At 53.5% G+C, this 17,519-nt stretch carries 18 protein-coding genes; 1 reads left to right on the top strand and 17 read right to left on the bottom strand.

Going from position 1 to position 17,519, the window contains the following annotated elements; all coding sequences use genetic code 11:
• The first annotated feature begins 9 nt into the window (after positions 1 to 9).
• Positions 10 to 675: a 6-phosphogluconate phosphatase gene (gene yieH, locus FOY96_RS22165; RefSeq protein WP_045888256.1), complete on the top strand. Its 666-nt coding sequence runs from the start codon at positions 10 to 12 to the stop codon at positions 673 to 675.
• A 93-nt stretch (positions 676 to 768) separates the two neighbouring features.
• On the opposite strand, the gene phoU is transcribed toward yieH, so the two are convergent.
• The 17 genes from phoU to rsmG all read right to left on the bottom strand — a co-directional run bounded on the left by phoU (position 769) and on the right by rsmG (position 17,506).
• On the bottom strand, positions 769 to 1,494 hold the full coding sequence (phoU, locus tag FOY96_RS22160) for a phosphate signaling complex protein PhoU (RefSeq protein ID WP_008500182.1): 726 nt from the start codon (positions 1,492 to 1,494) through the stop codon (positions 769 to 771).
• Between the two features lie 26 nt (positions 1,495 to 1,520).
• Positions 1,521 to 2,294, bottom strand: coding sequence for a phosphate ABC transporter ATP-binding protein PstB (gene pstB, locus FOY96_RS22155; protein ID WP_010426574.1), 774 nt, complete (start codon positions 2,292 to 2,294; stop codon positions 1,521 to 1,523).
• Positions 2,295 to 2,341: 47 nt separating this feature from the next.
• Positions 2,342 to 3,232, bottom strand: coding sequence for a phosphate ABC transporter permease PstA (gene pstA / locus FOY96_RS22150; RefSeq protein WP_023309794.1), 891 nt, complete (start codon positions 3,230 to 3,232; stop codon positions 2,342 to 2,344).
• Positions 3,232 to 4,191: a phosphate ABC transporter permease PstC gene (gene pstC, locus FOY96_RS22145; protein ID WP_023309793.1), complete on the bottom strand. Its 960-nt coding sequence runs from the start codon at positions 4,189 to 4,191 to the stop codon at positions 3,232 to 3,234. Before pstC ends, pstA begins: the two co-directional genes overlap by 1 nt.
• A gap of 128 nt (positions 4,192 to 4,319) precedes the next feature.
• On the bottom strand, positions 4,320 to 5,360 hold the full coding sequence (gene pstS / locus FOY96_RS22140) for a phosphate ABC transporter substrate-binding protein PstS (RefSeq protein WP_008500186.1): 1,041 nt from the start codon (positions 5,358 to 5,360) through the stop codon (positions 4,320 to 4,322).
• Between the two features lie 321 nt (positions 5,361 to 5,681).
• Complete coding sequence (gene glmS / locus FOY96_RS22135; RefSeq protein ID WP_023309792.1) at positions 5,682 to 7,511, bottom strand: glutamine--fructose-6-phosphate transaminase (isomerizing); 1,830 nt, start codon at positions 7,509 to 7,511, stop codon at positions 5,682 to 5,684.
• 362 nt (positions 7,512 to 7,873) lie between these two features.
• Positions 7,874 to 9,244, bottom strand: coding sequence for a bifunctional UDP-N-acetylglucosamine diphosphorylase/glucosamine-1-phosphate N-acetyltransferase GlmU (glmU, locus tag FOY96_RS22130; RefSeq protein WP_143347734.1), 1,371 nt, complete (start codon positions 9,242 to 9,244; stop codon positions 7,874 to 7,876).
• 138 nt (positions 9,245 to 9,382) lie between these two features.
• The gene (locus FOY96_RS22125) at positions 9,383 to 9,802 is read right to left on the bottom strand and encodes a F0F1 ATP synthase subunit epsilon (RefSeq protein WP_006177560.1); all 420 of its coding nucleotides are present in this window, start codon (positions 9,800 to 9,802) and stop codon (positions 9,383 to 9,385) included.
• Between the two features lie 20 nt (positions 9,803 to 9,822).
• The gene (gene atpD, locus FOY96_RS22120; RefSeq protein WP_006177559.1) at positions 9,823 to 11,205 is read right to left on the bottom strand and encodes a F0F1 ATP synthase subunit beta; all 1,383 of its coding nucleotides are present in this window, start codon (positions 11,203 to 11,205) and stop codon (positions 9,823 to 9,825) included.
• Positions 11,206 to 11,236: 31 nt separating this feature from the next.
• Positions 11,237 to 12,100, bottom strand: a complete 864-nt coding sequence (gene atpG / locus FOY96_RS22115) for a F0F1 ATP synthase subunit gamma (RefSeq protein WP_008500191.1) — start codon at positions 12,098 to 12,100, stop codon at positions 11,237 to 11,239.
• A 51-nt stretch (positions 12,101 to 12,151) separates the two neighbouring features.
• The gene (gene atpA, locus FOY96_RS22110) at positions 12,152 to 13,693 is read right to left on the bottom strand and encodes a F0F1 ATP synthase subunit alpha (protein WP_006808751.1); all 1,542 of its coding nucleotides are present in this window, start codon (positions 13,691 to 13,693) and stop codon (positions 12,152 to 12,154) included.
• 12 nt (positions 13,694 to 13,705) lie between these two features.
• The gene (gene atpH / locus FOY96_RS22105) at positions 13,706 to 14,239 is read right to left on the bottom strand and encodes a F0F1 ATP synthase subunit delta (protein ID WP_023309790.1); all 534 of its coding nucleotides are present in this window, start codon (positions 14,237 to 14,239) and stop codon (positions 13,706 to 13,708) included.
• A 14-nt stretch (positions 14,240 to 14,253) separates the two neighbouring features.
• Entirely contained in the window at positions 14,254 to 14,724 is a 471-nt protein-coding gene (gene atpF / locus FOY96_RS22100; RefSeq protein ID WP_014072436.1) for a F0F1 ATP synthase subunit B, read from the bottom strand.
• A gap of 48 nt (positions 14,725 to 14,772) precedes the next feature.
• Positions 14,773 to 15,012, bottom strand: coding sequence for a F0F1 ATP synthase subunit C (gene atpE / locus FOY96_RS22095; RefSeq protein ID WP_000429386.1), 240 nt, complete (start codon positions 15,010 to 15,012; stop codon positions 14,773 to 14,775).
• 49 nt (positions 15,013 to 15,061) lie between these two features.
• Positions 15,062 to 15,877, bottom strand: coding sequence for a F0F1 ATP synthase subunit A (atpB, locus tag FOY96_RS22090; RefSeq protein ID WP_023309789.1), 816 nt, complete (start codon positions 15,875 to 15,877; stop codon positions 15,062 to 15,064).
• Between the two features lie 8 nt (positions 15,878 to 15,885).
• Positions 15,886 to 16,266: a F0F1 ATP synthase subunit I gene (atpI, locus tag FOY96_RS22085; RefSeq protein WP_023333920.1), complete on the bottom strand. Its 381-nt coding sequence runs from the start codon at positions 16,264 to 16,266 to the stop codon at positions 15,886 to 15,888.
• A 616-nt stretch (positions 16,267 to 16,882) separates the two neighbouring features.
• Positions 16,883 to 17,506 carry a 16S rRNA (guanine(527)-N(7))-methyltransferase RsmG gene (gene rsmG, locus FOY96_RS22080; protein ID WP_143347733.1) on the bottom strand — a complete coding sequence of 208 codons (624 nt, stop codon included), beginning with the start codon at positions 17,504 to 17,506 and terminating at the stop codon, positions 16,883 to 16,885.
• Positions 17,507 to 17,519 lie beyond the last annotated feature (13 nt).

The raw sequence follows: 17,519 nt of genomic DNA, 5'->3' as shown, positions 1-17,519 counted from the left end.
GGGAAAGGCATGTCCGGAATTGAAGCGGTATTTTTCGACTGCGACGGTACGCTGGTCGACAGTGAGGTCATTTGTTCCCGCGCGTATGTCACCATGTTCCAGGAATTTGGCATTACGCTGGAACTCGAAGAGGTGTTTAAACGCTTTAAGGGCGTAAAGCTCTACGAGATCATCGACATCATTAACGAAGAACACGGTGTTGATCTGGCGAAAGCCGATCTGGAACCGGTGTACCGCGCCGAGGTCGCACGCCTGTTCGACTCCGAACTGGAGGTTATCTCCGGAGCTAACGCGTTGCTGGATGCGATGACGGTGCCGGTCTGCGTCGTCTCTAACGGCCCGGTCAGCAAAATGCAGCACTCGCTGGGCAAGCTTGAGATGTTGCACCATTTCCCGGAAAAACTGTTCAGCGGCTACGATATCCAGCGCTGGAAGCCAGACCCGGCGCTGATGTTCCATGCGGCAAAAGCGATGAACGTCAACGTAGAGAACTGTATTCTGGTGGATGACTCGTCTGCGGGCGCGCAGTCGGGGATTGATGCGGGGATGGAGGTGTTTTACTTCTGCGCCGACCCGCACAACAAGCCGATCGATCATCCCAATGTCACGACCTTTACCGATCTGGCGCAGCTGCCAGCGCTGTGGAAGGCGCGCGGGTGGGATATTACTCGCTGAGTTTTCCCCTCACCCCGACCCTCTCCCCTGGGGAGAGGGAGAAAACCGAATTGTCCCCTCTCCCTGTGGGAGAGGGTTAGGGTGAGGGTAAAATCACTCTTTCGGATCTTTACCCGCCAGCAGCTTGTCCAGCTCGTCGCCGCCCACGTGACGGAAGTCCTGACCTTTCACGAAGTAGAAGATGTATTCGCAAATGTTCTGGCAGCGGTCGCCGATACGCTCAATAGAGCGCGCGCAGAACAGGGCGGTCAGTACGCTTGGGATCGTACGTGAATCTTCCATCATGTAGGTCATCAGCTGACGCACGATGCCTTCATACTCCTGGTCGACCTTCTTGTCTTCACGGTAGATACGCACCGCTTCGTCCAGGTCCATACGCGCAAAGGCATCCAGCACATCGTGCAGCATCTGCACGGTGTGGCGGCCCAGCGACTCCAGGCTCACCAGCAGCGGCTGGTGCTGTTGAGAGAACTTCTCCAGCGCGGTGCGGCAGATTTTATCCGCAACGTCACCAATACGCTCCAGCTCGGCGATGGTTTTGATGATCGCCATTACCAGACGCAGATCGCTCGCCGTCGGCTGGCGTTTCGCGATAATGCGCACGCAGGCCTCGTCGATAGCGACTTCCATCATGTTGACGTTTTTGTCGCCTTCAATAACGCGCTTCGCCAGCTCGCTGTCCTGGTTGTGCATTGCCGTAATCGCATCAGAAAGCTGCTGCTCGACCATGCCGCCCATGGTCATTACCTGGGTGCGAATGCTTTCCAGCTCTGCGTTGAACTGGCCGGAAATGTGTTTATTAAGATTGAGGTTGTCCATGGTTTCTCCACATGCACTAAGGCAAATCAACCGTAGCGGCCAGTAATATAATCTTCGGTTTGTTTCTTCGCGGGCCTGGTGAACAGCGCGTCCGTATCGCTGAACTCAATCAACTCGCCCAGGTACATAAACGCCGTGTGATCGGAACAACGTGCAGCCTGCTGCATGTTATGGGTCACGATAACCACGGTGTAATCCTGCTTCAGCTCGGTGATCAGCTCTTCAATACGGCCGGTTGAGATCGGGTCCAGCGCTGAACACGGCTCATCCAGCAGCAACACTTCCGGGCGAATAGCAATACCGCGCGCAATGCACAGACGCTGCTGCTGACCACCGGAGAGAGAGTAACCGCTCTGGTGCAACTTATCTTTGGTTTCGTTCCATAATGCGGCCTTGGTCAAAGCCCACTGCACGCGCTCGTCCATATCGGCACGGGAGAGTTTTTCAAACAGACGCACGCCAAACGCGATGTTGTCATAAATCGACATCGGGAAAGGCGTTGGTTTCTGGAACACCATCCCCACTTTGGCGCGCAGCAGGGCGATATCCTGCGCCTGGGTCAGAATGTTTTCACCGTCCAGGATGATTTCACCCTCAGCGCGCTGCTCCGGATAGAGCGAATACATTTTGTTAAAGGTGCGCAGCAGCGTGGATTTCCCACAGCCGGACGGACCGATAAATGCCGTGACCTGGTTCTTCGCGATATCCAGGTTGATGTTCTTCAGGGCATGGAATTTGCCGTAGTAGAAGTTCAAATCACGAACCTGAATCTTACCCGGGGCAGTATCAACCATACTCATTGACTCATTTCCTCATTCGGCGCCGCGAGCTGCCGCGCCGTAAAAAATTAACCGTGTTTCTTCTTCGCGAAAATGACGCGCGCCAGAATGTTCAGCAACAGTACGCAAAGGGTAATGATCAGCACCCCGGCCCAGGCCAGCTGCTGCCATTCCGCGAATGGGCTCATCGCAAATTTAAAGATCGTCACCGGCAGGTTGGCGATCGGCTGCATCATGTCCGTGCTCCAGAACTGATTGGAGAGAGACGTAAACAGCAGCGGCGCCGTTTCACCCGCGATACGCGCAACCGCCAGCAGGATACCGGTCATGATCCCGGAGACGGACGCCTTCAGCGTAATTGCAGAGATCATCTTCCATTTCGGCGTACCCAGCGCATAAGCCGCTTCACGCAGGCTGTCCGGCACCAGTTTCAGCATGTTCTCGGTGGTACGAATAACAATCGGCACCTGTAGCAGCGCCAGGGCAATCACGCCCGCCCAGCCGGAGAAGTGTTCCATCTGCGCCACCACCACGGTGTAAACAAACAGACCCACGACGATAGAAGGTGCAGACAGCAGAATGTCGTTGATGAAGCGAATGACTTCGGCCAGCCAGGATTTACGACCGTATTCAGCCAGGTAGATACCCGCCATGATGCCCAGCGGCGTGCCGAAGACCGTCGCCCAGAGGATCAGCAAGCCGCTGCCCGCCAGGGCATTAGCCAGGCCACCACCCGCCGTGTTCGGCGGTGGCGTCATTTCGGTGAAAAGCGACAGTGACATCCCGTCAATCCCGCGAACGACCGTCGAGAAGAGGATCCAGACCAGCCAGAACAGGCCGAACGCCATTGTCGCCATAGAGAGCGACAGGGCAATACGGTTTTTCATGCGGCGTCTGGCCTGCATTTTGCGGCGGGATTCCGCCAGTTCAGCGGTAGCTTGCATTTCGAGAGTGGCCATTAGCGTGCCCCCTCATTTTTAGCGAGGCGCATAATCATCAGCTTGGAAATCGCCAGAACAATGAAGGTGATAACGAACAGAATCAGACCCAGCTCCATCAGCGCCGCCACGTGCAGCCCGGATTCCGCTTCCGCAAATTCATTCGCCAGCGCCGAGGTAATACTGTTACCCGGCATGTAGAGCGACGCGCTGTCGAGCTGGTAGGTGTTACCGATGATAAAGGTGACCGCCATGGTTTCACCCAGCGCACGACCTAAGCCCAGCATCACGCCCCCGATCACCCCATTTTTGGTGAACGGAAGGACAATGCGCCAGATAACTTCCCAGGTGGTGCAGCCGATGCCGTAGGCCGACTCTTTCATCATCACCGGCGTTTGTTCGAAGACATCGCGCATAACCGCCGCAATGTACGGAATAATCATGATGGCGAGGATCACACCTGCCGCCAGAATGCCGATACCGAAAGCCGGGCCAGAGAACAGGGCACCCACAAACGGAATGGCGGAAAGCACGTTACCGACTGGTTCCTGGAAATACGTGGCGAACAGCGGAGCAAAGATGAACAGGCCCCACATGCCGTAAACGATACTTGGAATGGCCGCCAGCAGTTCGATGGCAATACCCAGCGGGCGTCGCAGCCAGCCCGGCGCCAGCTCCGTCAGGAACAGGGCAATACCAAAGCTCACCGGAACCGCAATCAGCAGGGCGATGAACGAGGTCACCAGCGTGCCGTAAATCGGCACCAGGGCACCGTAGATGTCGTTCGGCGCGTCCCACTCTTTGGTCCACAGGAAGGAAAAACCGAATTTCTGGATGCTCGGCCATGAGGAGAAAATCAGAGACACGATAATGCCGCCCAGCAGCAATAGCACAATCAGCGCAGCCAGTTTCACCAGCGCGCTGAAAATCATGTCACCTTTTTTACCCGGAGGGTTAAATGCAGGCTTGGTTGCAGCCATAAATTACTCTTCTGTTTGAGACGTTTTTACGAATATGCCCGGTGGCGCTGACGCTTACCGGGCCTACAGCTTAAACCGTAGGGCGGGTGAGCGCAGCGCCACCCGCCATCTTCGTTAAATATATCCTGTTAGTACAGCGCTTTACCGCTGCTGTCTTTCACGTTGGTTTTCCATGCAGCGCGAATCTGCTCAACTACGTTGTCCGGCAGGGTGGCGTAATCCAGGGCGTTAGCCTGTTTGCCGCCGTTTTTGTACGCCCAGTCGAAGAACTTCAGCACTTCGGCGCCCTGCTCAGGTTTCTTCTGCTCTTTGTGAACCAGGATGAAGGTGGTAGAGGTGATTGGCCATGCACCTTCGCCTTTCTGGTTAGTCAGATCCTGCGCGAAGGATTTGCTCCAGTCAGCGCCTTTCGCCGCGTTAGCAAAGTTCTCTTCGGTCGGGCTAACCGGTTTGCCGTCGGCTGAAACCAGTTTGGTGTAGGACAGGTTGTTCTGCTTAGCGTACGCATACTCTACGTAACCAATTGAGCCAGGCAGACGCTGTACGAATGCGGCGATACCGTCGTTACCTTTACCGCCCAGACCGGTTGGCCAGTTAACGGTAGAGCCGGAGCCGACTTTAGATTTCCACTCTTCGTTCACTTTTGCCAGGTAGCTGGTGAACACGAAAGAGGTACCGGAACCATCCGCGCGGCGAACCACGGCGATGTTCTGAGAAGGCAGCTTCAGGCCTGGGTTGAGTTTAGCGATCGCTTCGTCATCCCATTTTTTGATTTTGCCCAGGTAGATGTCACCCAGCGTCTTGCCGTCCAACACCAGCTCACCCGACTTCACGCCCGGCAGGTTGATGGCCAGAACCACACCGCCGATCACGGTTGGGAACTGGAACAGGCCTTCCTGAGCCAGTTTGTCATCAGACAGCGGAGCGTCTGATGCGCCGAAATCAACAGTGTTCGCGGTAATTTGTTTAACGCCACCGGAGGAGCCGATACCCTGATAGTTAACCTTGTTACCGGTTTCTTTCTGGTAGGTATCCGCCCATTTGGCATACACCGGCGCAGGGAAGGTTGCACCAGCGCCAGTCAGGCTTGCTTCTGCAAATACAGAGAACGCGCTCAGAGATAAGGTCGCGGCGACAACAGTTGCGACAGTGGTACGCATAACTTTCATAATGTCTCCTGCAAGATTTTCGTAAATCGTTGTTTAGTGGCTACGATGAGCAAAATAGGACAAACAGGTGACAGATAAATGTACGAATTATGACAGTTTTATGACAACGTAAATTTCACTTAAAAATCAGCAAAAGAAAGCATATTTTTCATCGCGTTAGCCGCTTTTATGACAAGGCGTTTTCAGAAATATTTTCTTTATGTGACACTGAAAAAAGTAGCTGAAGATGACAAATTGTCATTATTAAAAACGAGAAAGGATTGATTAAAAACAAGCCGGGAAGGATAAAAAAGCTCCACCCGAAGGTGGAGCCTGAAGGGATTATTCTACGGTAACCGATTTCGCCAGGTTACGCGGCTGGTCAACGTCGGTGCCTTTGATCAGAGCAACGTGATAGGCCAGCAGCTGCAGCGGAACGGTGTAGAAGATTGGTGCGATAACCTCTTCCACATGCGGCATTTCGATGATGTGCATGTTGTCGTTGCTGACAAAACCGGCATCTTTGTCGGCGAAGACGTACAGAACACCGCCGCGGGCGCGCACTTCTTCGATGTTAGACTTCAGTTTTTCCAGCAGTTCGTTGTTTGGTGCCACAACGATGACCGGCATATCCGCGTCAATCAGCGCCAGCGGGCCGTGCTTCAGCTCACCAGCCGCATAGGCTTCAGCGTGAATGTAGGAGATCTCTTTCAGCTTCAGCGCGCCTTCCAGCGCAATCGGATACTGATCGCCACGACCCAGGAACAGGGCGTGATGTTTGTCAGAGAAATCTTCCGCCAGCGCTTCAATGCGTTTGTCCTGAGACAGCATCTGCTCAATACGGCTCGGCAGCGCCTGCAGGCCGTGAACGATGTCGTGCTCAACGGACGCATCTTCACCTTTCAGACGCGCCAGCTTCGCCACCAGCATCAGCAGAACGGTCAGCTGAGTGGTAAACGCTTTGGTGGAGGCCACACCGATTTCTGTGCCCGCTTTGGTCATCAGCGCCAGATCGGACTCACGCACCAGCGATGAGCCAGGAACGTTACAGATAGCCAGAGAGCCCAGGTAACCCAGCTCTTTAGACAGACGCAGCGCTGCCAGCGTATCCGCCGTTTCGCCGGACTGGGAAAGGGTGATCATCAGGCTGTTACGACGCACCGCGGATTTGCGATAGCGGAATTCAGACGCGATTTCCACATCGCACGGCACGCCCGCCAGGGATTCAAACCAGTAGCGAGAAACCATACCGGAGTTGTAAGAGGTGCCGCAGGCCACGATCTGAATATGCTCGACCTTGCCAAGCAGTTCGTTCGCGTTTGCGCCCAGCTCGCTCAGATCCACTTCACCGTGGCTGATGCGCCCGGTCAGCGTGTTTTTGATGGCGTTTGGCTGCTCGTAAATCTCTTTCTGCATGTAGTGACGGTAAGCGCCTTTGTCGCCCGCGTCGTACTGCAGATTCGATTCGATCTCCTGACGTTTCACCTGCTCGCCTTTGGTATCGAAGACGGTCACGCTGCGACGGGTCACTTCCGCGATATCACCCTCTTCGAGGAAGATAAAGCGACGGGTGACCGGCAGGAGCGCCAGCTGGTCAGAAGCGATGAAGTTTTCGCCCATACCCAGACCGATAACCATCGGGCTACCGGAACGCGCGGCCAGCAATGTGGACGGATCGCGGGAATCCATGATCACCGTACCGTACGCACCGCGCAGCTGAGGGATAGCACGCAGCACCGCATCACGCAGTGTACCGCCCTGCTCCAGCTCCCAGTGCACCAGGTGAGCAATCACTTCGGTGTCAGTTTCAGAGACGAAGGTGTAGCCGCGCGCTTTCAGTTCTTCGCGCAGCGGTTCGTGGTTTTCGATAATGCCGTTGTGCACGACCACGATGTGTTCAGACACATGCGGGTGCGCGTTACCTTCAGACGGTTCGCCGTGCGTCGCCCAGCGGGTGTGCGCAATACCGGTACCACCGTGCAGCGGATGTTCTTCCGCGGCCTGGGCCAGCATCTGCACTTTACCGAGACGACGCAGACGGGTCATATGACCTTCTGCATCGACGACAGCCAGACCGGCAGAGTCGTAACCACGGTATTCCAGACGACGTAAACCTTCGAGAAGGATTTCAGCAATATCACGCTGCGCAACTGCGCCAACAATTCCACACATAATTTTAGATTCCGAATTTAGGCATTATGCCTGCGTTGTCGCTGACCTGTATTTTCCCTGCGTCTTTCACGCTGCGGCTGCGTTGGCTTCTCGTACTCGCCACGGTCACTTACTTAAGTAAGCTCCCATGGACTCATACGCTTGCCGCCTTGCCACAACGCGAAATCCTTTGGGTAACGCCCTTTCCGGGCACCCCGAGCCTTGTAGAGAGTGGGGTTATTTTTATGGGTACTGCTTGTGGGGGGAGGATTATATTATCCCCTCACCCCGGCCCTCTCCCCAAAGGGGCGAGGGAGAAAAACACCACACCGAACGATCCCCTCTCCCCTTTGAGGAGAGGGTTAGGGTGAGGGGTAAATCCGTTACTTTTTCTTCACCGGGCGTTTCCAGCCCTGCTTGCTGACCTGCGGCACGCGGCTTAACACCAGCTCGTTCTCGGCCACATCGCGCGTAACGGTTGTTCCGGCGGCGATAGTCACTCCGTTACCCACGGTAACAGGCGCCACCAGCTGCGTATCGGAGCCAACGAACACGTCGTCACCGATGATGGTTTTAAACTTATTCGCACCGTCATAGTTACAGGTAATAGTCCCTGCACCAATATTCACGTTATTGCCAATTTCCGCGTCGCCCAGATAGGTCAGATGACCGGCTTTCGAGCCTTTACCCAGACGCGCTTTTTTCATCTCCACGAAGTTACCCACGTGAGCGCCTTCCAGCAGCTCAGCGCCCGGGCGCAGACGCGCAAACGGGCCGATGGTACAGGCCGCATCCAGACGGGCATCTTCCACCACGCTATACGGGCTGATTTCGCAGTCGTCGCCGATGACGCTGTTTTTAATCACGCAGCCGGCGCCAATTTTGACGCGATTGCCCAGCGTGACGTGACCTTCGAGGATAACGTTCGTATCAATTTCAACGTCACGACCGTGAGAAAACGAACCACGCAGATCGAAACGCGCCGGATCGCGCAGCATCACGCCCGCCAGCAGCAGTTTTTCGGCCTGCTCGGACTGATAAACGCGCTCCAGGCGGGAAAGCTGAAGACGGTTATTCACCCCTTCGGTTTCGCTGATGCGCGCCGGATGAACCGCCGCAATCTCACGTCCTTCCTGGTACGCCATCGCAATGATGTCGGTGATGTAGAATTCACCCTGTGCGTTGTTGTTGTTGAGCTGAGACAGCCAGCGCTTCATGTCCGCGCCACTGGCAATCAGAATACCGGTGTTGATCTCCTGAATCTGGCGCTGTTCGTCGCTGGCATCTTTATGCTCAACAATACCCGTGACGTTGCCGTTTTCACGGGTGATGCGGCCATAACCGCTTGGATCGTCCAGCACGACGGTCAACAAACCGATACCGCCCTGCGGTTTGGCTTCACGCAGGCGAGTCAGGGTTTCAACGGAGATCAGCGGGACATCGCCGTAGAGCATCAAAATGTCTTCGTCATCCTCAAAGAAAGGCGCAGCCTGCTGCATCGCATGGCCTGTGCCCAGCTGTTCGGCCTGAAGCACCCAGTTGAGCTTGTCATCGCTCAGCGTCTTTTTAAGCAGATCGCCGCCGTGGCCGTAGACCAGGTGGACCTGACCGGCACCCAGTTCGTTCGCTGCATCAATGACATGCTGCACCATTGGCTTTCCTGCAAGCGTGTGGAGCACCTTAGGCAGATCGGAATACATGCGGGTCCCTTTGCCAGCGGCAAGGATCACCACGCTCATCGCACTGTTTGACATACGCATCCTGACGGTAGTTTGAGTGTGAAGTAAAAACGTTTGATGCTTAAAATTCTACATCTTTTTCATCATGAATTAAGGCCGAAAAAAAAAGCCAGCCTGGTATCCAGACTGGCTTTTGTGCTTTTCAAGCCGGTGTTACATCGCTTTTTTGGTCAACTCGATAACGCGCAGTTTCGCGATCGCTTTGGCCAGCTCCGCAGACGCCTGAGCGTAATCCACGTCACCATGAGAGCTGCTAATGTGCTCTTCAGCCTTACGCTTCGATTCCAGGGCTCGCGCTTCGTCGAGATCCTGTCCACGGATAGCGGTATCGGCCAGAACGGTCACACTGCCAGGCTGCACTTCAAGAATGCCGCCGGAGAGATAGATAAACTCTTCGTGACCGAACTGTTTAACGATGCGGATCATACCAGGCTTAATGGCGGTGAGCAGCGGTGCGTGACCCGGGAAAATACCCAGTTCACCTTCACTACCCGTTACCTGGATTTTCTCGACCAGACCAGAGAACATTTGTTGCTCTGCGCTGACGACGTCCAGGTGGTAAGTCATTGCCATATCACCCTCCGATTAAGGCGTTAAAGTTTTTTGGCTTTTTCCACGGCTTCGTCGATGGAACCAACCATGTAGAACGCCTGCTCCGGCAGGTGATCGTATTCGCCTTCCATTATGCCTTTAAAGCCACGGATGGTGTCTTTCAGGGAAACGTATTTACCCGGAGAACCGGTGAATACTTCCGCAACGAAGAACGGCTGGGACAGGAAGCGCTGGATCTTACGCGCACGTGCTACCACCAGTTTGTCTTCTTCAGACAGTTCATCCATACCCAGGATGGCGATGATGTCTTTCAGTTCCTGGTAACGCTGCAGCAGGGACTGTACGCCACGCGCGGTGTCGTAGTGTTCCTGACCAACAACCAGTGGATCCAGCTGACGGCTGGTGGAGTCCAGCGGGTCAACGGCCGGGTAGATACCCAGAGACGCGATCTGACGGCTCAGTACCACGGTTGCATCTAAGTGCGCAAAGGTGGTTGCTGGAGATGGGTCAGTCAAGTCATCCGCAGGTACGTATACCGCCTGAACGGAGGTGATAGAACCGGTTTTGGTAGAGGTGATACGTTCCTGAAGAACACCCATCTCTTCCGCCAGCGTAGGCTGATAACCTACCGCTGAAGGCATACGACCCAGCAGTGCAGATACTTCCGTACCGGCCAGGGTGTAACGATAGATGTTATCAACGAACAGCAGAACGTCACGGCCTTCGTCACGGAATTTCTCAGCCATCGTCAGACCGGTCAGCGCAACGCGCAGACGGTTTCCAGGTGGCTCGTTCATCTGGCCGTAAACCAGGGATACTTTGTCCAGAACGTTGGAGTCGGTCATTTCGTGGTAGAAGTCGTTACCCTCACGAGTACGTTCACCTACGCCCGCAAACACGGAGTAACCGGAGTGCTCGATCGCGATGTTACGGATCAGCTCCATCATGTTTACGGTTTTACCAACACCCGCACCACCGAACAGACCGACTTTACCGCCCTTCGCGAACGGACACATCAGGTCGATAACTTTGATACCGGTTTCCAGCAGTTCCTGAGAGCTTGACAGCTCTTCGTAGGAAGGTGCTGCGCGGTGGATAGCCCAACGCTCTTCTTCACCGATGTCGCCTTTCATGTCGATTGGCTGACCCAATACGTTCATGATACGACCCAGTGTTGCTTTACCTACCGGGACTTCGATCGGGTGCTCAAGGTCTTTTACTTCCAGACCACGACGCAGACCGTCGGAAGAACCCATAGCGATGGTACGCACGATACCGCCGCCGAGCTGCTGCTGAACTTCCAGCACCAGGCTCTCGTTACCATTCTGTACCTCAAGCGCGTCGTACACGCGTGGTACGGCGTCCTGAGGGAACTCGACGTCCACCACGGCGCCGATTACCTGGACAATCTTTCCAGTAGCCATCTTGAATCCTCTACGTAATTCGTAAACCTGGTTAAACCGCGGCGGCCCCCGAGACGATCTCGGTGAGTTCCTGAGTAATGCTGGCCTGACGAGCTTTGTTGTAAACCAACTGCAGCTCTTTAATCAGGCTGCCGCCATTATCGGTCGCGGCTTTCATCGCCACCATTCGTGCGGCCTGCTCGCTGGCCAGGTTTTCTACAACGCCCTGATAAACCTGAGATTCAACGTAACGACGCAGCAGGGTATCCAGCAGCGGTTTCGGATCGGGTTCATACAGGTAATCCCAGGCTTTTTGCTTCAGCTCGTCATCTTCTGATGCCGGTAATGGCAGCATCTGAGTGAGCGTTGGAACCTGAGACATGGTGTTAATGAATTTGTTGCTGACAACGTACAGTCTGTCCAGACGGCCTTCATCATAGGCCTGCAACATCACTTTAACCGGGCCGATCAGTTCGGACAGGGACGGGTTATCACCCATACCTGTCACCTGAGCGACAATATTGCCACCAACGGAGTTAAAGAAAGAGACGCCTTTAGAGCCGATCATTGCGATATCGCACTGAACGCCTTTTTCAGACCATGCTTTCATATCCGCCAGCAGTTTTTTGAACAGGTTAATGTTCAAGCCGCCACACAGACCACGGTCGGTCGACACCACCAGGTAGCCCACGCGCTTAACGTCGCGTTCTTCCAGGTAAGGGTGCTTATATTCCAGATTACCGTTCGCAAGGTGACCAATCACTTTGCGCATGGTTTCTGCATAAGGACGGCTGGCCGCCATGCGATCCTGCGATTTACGCATTTTGGAAGCGGCGACCATCTCCATCGCTTTAGTGATCTTTTGCGTGTTCTGGACGCTTGCGATCTTACTACGTATCTCTTTTGCGCCGGCCATGAGCTTCTCCTCAATGCCAGGCGGCTTGTCCTGAGACAAGCCGCCGGACGATTACCAGGATTGGGTTGCTTTGAAGGAATCGAGGATAGCTTTCAGCTTGCCTTCGATTTCGTCGTTATAGCCACCGGTCTGGTTGATCTCTTGCATCAGCGGAGCGTGATCACGGTCAACGTAAGCCAGCAGAGCGGCTTCGAAGCTACCGATTTTCGCCAGTTCCACATCTTCGAGGTAACCGCGTTCAGCCGCGAACAGTACCAGGCCCTGCTGAGCAACAGACATTGGTGCGTACTGTTTCTGCTTCAGCAGCTCGGTCACTTTCTGACCGTGGCTCAGCTGTTTACGGGTTGCTTCGTCCAGATCGGATGCGAACTGAGAGAACGCAGCCAGTTCACGATACTGTGCCAGCGCGGTACGGATACCACCGGACAGTTTCTTGATGATCTTGGTCTGAGCAGCACCACCAACACGGGATACGGAGATACCCGGGTTAACCGCCGGACGGATACCGGAGTTAAACAGGTTGGTTTCCAGGAAGATCTGACCATCGGTAATGGAGATTACGTTAGTCGGAACGAACGCAGAAACGTCACCCGCCTGGGTTTCAATGATCGGCAGAGCGGTCAGAGAGCCCGTTTTACCCTTCACTTCACCTTTGGTGAAGTTCTCGACGTATTCCGCGTTAACGCGGGAAGCACGCTCCAGCAGACGAGAGTGGAGGTAAAATACGTCGCCAGGGAACGCTTCACGTCCAGGTGGACGACGGAGCAGCAGGGAAACCTGACGATAAGCAACAGCCTGTTTAGACAGGTCATCGTATACGATCAGTGCATCTTCACCGCGGTCACGGAAGTATTCGCCCATTGCGCAACCGGCATATGGCGCCAGGTATTGCAGTGCAGCAGATTCAGAAGCAGTTGCTACCACAACGATGGTGTTAGACAGTGCGCCGTGCTCTTCCAGTTTACGAACCACGTTAGAAATGGTGGACGCTTTCTGGCCGATAGCCACGTACACACATTTGATGCCGGAGTCACGCTGGTTGATGATGGCGTCGATAGCCATCGCGGTTTTACCGGTCTGACGGTCACCGATGATCAGTTCACGCTGACCACGACCGATTGGGATCATGGCATCAACGGACTTATAACCTGTCTGAACAGGCTGATCTACGGACTGACGGTCGATAACGCCTGGTGCGATAACTTCGATTGGGGAGAAGCCATCGTGCTCAACCGGACCTTTACCGTCGATTGGCGCACCCAGGGTGTTAACAACGCGACCCAGCAGGCCACGGCCAACCGGCACTTCCAGAATACGGCCAGTACACTTAACCTTCATGCCTTCGGCGAGGTCAGCGTATGGACCCATCACAACTGCACCTACGGAGTCGCGCTCCAGGTTCAGTGCGATAGCGTAACGGTTACCCGGCAGGGAAATCATCTCACCCTGCATACAATCGGCCAGGCCGTGGATGCGGATAACACCGTCACTTACAGAAACAATAGTACCTTCGTTGTGAGCTTCACTCACAACACTGAACTGAGCAATGCGCTGCTTGATCAGTTCGCTGATTTCGGTGGAATTCAGTTGCATGCTCCAGTCCCCTTAAGACTGCAAGACGTCTGCAAGGCGTTCAAGACGGCCGCGTACGCTGCCATCAATGACCATATCACCCGAACGGATGATTACGCCTGCCATTACAGACTTATCGATTTTGCAATTCAGCTTAACTTTGCGTGACAGACGTTTTTCCATCGCGGCGGTGATTTTCGCAAGCTGTTCATTACTCAGTTCAGTCGCAGAAGTCACTTCGACTTCAGCGGTTGCTTCACTAAGGGCACGTAAGTGCTCAAACTGCTCGAGAACATCCGGGAGCACACGGAGACGACCATTTTCTGCCATCACCTTAATCAGGTTCTGGCCGTTGGCATCCAGTTGCTCTCCGCACACGGCGATAAACGACGCGGCGAGAGTTTCAGGTGCTAACGCACCGGAAAGCAACTCAGCCATTTGTTCGTTTTTCGTCACCTCAGCGGCAAACGCCAGCATATCCTGCCAGCGATCGACATTTTGGTGTTCGACAGCAAAGTCAAAAGCTGCTTTGGCGTAGGGGCGAGCTACCGTAACAAATTCAGACATCAGCCCCTCCCTCCTTACAGTTCAGCGACAAGTTTGTCCACGATGTCGCTGTTAGCAGCTTCATCCACGGAACGTTCGATGATCTTCTCGGCGCCAGCAACAGCCAGAATCGCAACCTGCTTACGCAGTTCTTCACGAGCACGTTTACGCTCAGCATCAATTTCTGCCTGAGCCTGTGTCACGATCTTAGTACGTTCCTGTTCTGCTTCAGCTTTGGCTTCGTCCAGGATCTGAGAACGGCGTTTGTTAGCCTGTTCAATGATTACCTGAGCTTCAGCTTTCGCTTTTTTCAGCTGGTCTGTCGCGTTGGCCTGTGCAAGGTCCAAATCTTTCTTAGCGCGTTCTGCGGAAGCCAGACCGTCAGCAATTTCTTTCTGACGTTTTTCGATGGCAGCCATTAAAGGCGGCCATACATACTTCATGCAGAACCAGACAAAGAGAATAAACGCGATGGCCTGGCCGAGGATTGTTGCGTTCATGTTCACAGCACAATACCTCTTTAATTTCTGTGGCTTAGGGTTTTAAAACTACTACTACGCGACAGCAAACATCACGTACAGACCCAGACCTACAGCGATCATTGGGATAGCATCCACCAGACCCATAACGATAAAGAACTGAGTACGCAGCAGAGGAATCAGATCAGGTTGACGCGCTGCGCCTTCCAGGAATTTGCCCCCGAGGATGCCGATACCGATCGCAGCACCGATAGCCGCCAGACCCATCATCACAGCGGCAGCCATGTACAGCAGATCCATATTCAGGTTTTCCATGACAGTCTCCAGTTTGTTTCAATTAAAACGTAGTAGTGTTGGTAAAAAATCAGTGCTCTTCAGACGCCATCGACAGATAGACGATCGTCAGAACCATGAAGATAAAGGCTTGCAGCGTAATGATCAGGATGTGGAAAATGGCCCATGGCACATTCAGAATCCACTGTGACCACCACGGCAGAAGACCCGCGATCAGAATGAAAATCAGCTCACCCGCATACATGTTGCCGAACAGTCGCAGACCCAGTGAAACAGGTTTGGACAGCAGGCTAACGCCTTCCAGGATCAGGTTGACCGGAATAAACGCCCAGTGGTTGAACGGCTGCAAGGTAAGCTCTTTCACAAAGCCGCTTACGCCTTTCATTTTGATGCTGTAGAAAAGAATCAGGATAAATACGCCCAGCGCCATCGACAGGGTGATGTTCACGTCCGCAGACGGTACAACACGCAGCGCAGGCAGGCCGAAGATGTGCTCGCCGATAAACGGCAGCAGATCGATTGGCAGCAGGTCCATCAGGTTCATCAGGAAGACCCAAACGAACACGGTCAGGGCCAGCGGAGCAATCAGCTTGCTCTTACCATGGTACATGTCTTTGACGCTGCCATGGACGAAGCCGATGATCATTTCGATGAAAGTCTGGAATTTCCCTGGTACACCGCTGGTCGCTCGTTTAGCAACACCGCGGAACATGGCCAGGAACAGAAGACCCAAAACCACCGAGAAGAACATGGAGTCGATGTTGATCGTCCAGAAGGTGGCCGGGGGGTTATGTGGATCCACCAGCGAGAATGTACGCAGGTCCAGCTGAAGGTTATTCAGATGGTGACCTATGTAATCCTGCGGCGTCATATTTTCTGAAGCCATGATGCCTTTTACCCTTTGTTATTGATTACAGCTGGAGCCAGAACTTGTACCACCAGCACCAAAACCCACGTTGCTATCAGCGGCATGAAGACCACTTTCAAAACCGCCAGCGCCATCACCAGTAGAGCAAAGGTTAGCAACACCTTACACACTTCGCCGAGGGCGAAGGACCAGGCCACGCGGCCTTTGGCAGGTGTATGCGCCTGATGACGCCAGGCAAAAATCATAAACAACACGTTTGGCAGCACAACCGCCAAACCCCCGCACACGGCGGAGATGCCCCAGAAGGGGTCTTTGAGGCTAAACAGCAGTCCACTTGCTATCACAGCCAGAAACTGAACGAACAGAAGCTTACGAGCAACGTTTCTACTCAAGAGCGACACAGACATCACGTTTTTACTCCTGCTCCCTTCGAGGTATGCCGCGTGTCGTATAAAACGTCCTTTAAGGCTCAGAGTCAAGCATCAAAAAGCGGTCAAATTATACGGTGCGCACCCGTGATTTCAAACATTAAGTAGCGAAAAGGTGAATAAATGTTTAAATATTTTTCCCCACCGCTATTTTTTAACTTTCGCTGAAAGCGTCAACCTTCGACCAAAACTGCAAACAGCGCGAAAACGTTGGCGATAAAGCGTGCACGAGATCACAAAACACACATTTGCGATAAGGTTGTATTTATCAAAGGCGCAAATCGCGAAAATTTATCTTTATGAAATTAAAAGCAAAATGCCTTAACTATTTTCAAAACAGCCCAGTACACAATAAAAACGTTTTATTGACATTCTTAATAAATAATTAACATTGCGTTCTGGTTACTGCCTTCCACTTTTAGCAGACTTATATTTTCACAGATGACTATCTTCGCGGTGAATAAAAGTCGCCAGGTTAACCATAAGAAAAACCTTAGTGAAAAAGAGGTTAAAAGCCCGACGGTAAATCCTCTGTATTTGTGCTGTTTTTTAACATGCGAAGAACAGCACAAATTCCACATTTTTTATTAATTTTTTAAAAATTGTTTGGCTTAATTATCACCAGATGACGCTCCCCATCGAGCTGAGGAATGTGTAATTTCTCGATGGATTCAACAGCAAAACCGTCCGGGAGCTGTTCAATCTCATCGCCTGGCAACTGCCCTTTCAGCGCATAAAAGCGGCCGTTCTCCGCAGGTAAGTGTTTGCACCAGCTCACCATATCGTTGAGCGAAGCAAATGCACGGCTGATAACCCCGTCAAACGGCGGCTCTGCCGGGAACTCCTCTACCCTGCTCTGCACGGGCGTGATGTTTTCAAGCTTCAGCTCATGCTGTACCTGACGTAAAAAGCGCACGCGCTTGCCGAGGCTGTCCAGTAGCGTGAAGTGGCTCTCAGGGCGAACAATCGACAGCGGAACGCCCGGTAAACCTGGTCCCGTCCCCACGTCGATAAAACGCTCACCTTTCAGCCAGGGGGCAACCACGATGCTATCGAGAATATGGCGTACCAGCATCTCGTTGGGGTCACGTACTGAGGTCAGGTTGTACGCTTTGTTCCATTTGTTCAGCATATCGACATAGGCCACCAGCTGATTTTTCTGGTGATCGGTGAGCGAAATACCTGCCTGATCCAGCAGACGAGAGAGTTTTTTGAGCACGGTGAATACCTGT

The organism is Enterobacter asburiae (assembly GCF_007035645.1).
Taxonomy (GTDB): domain Bacteria; phylum Pseudomonadota; class Gammaproteobacteria; order Enterobacterales; family Enterobacteriaceae; genus Enterobacter; species Enterobacter asburiae_B.
Note: the sequence above shows the minus strand (reverse complement) of the source record. Positions and strands in the feature narration are given on the sequence as shown.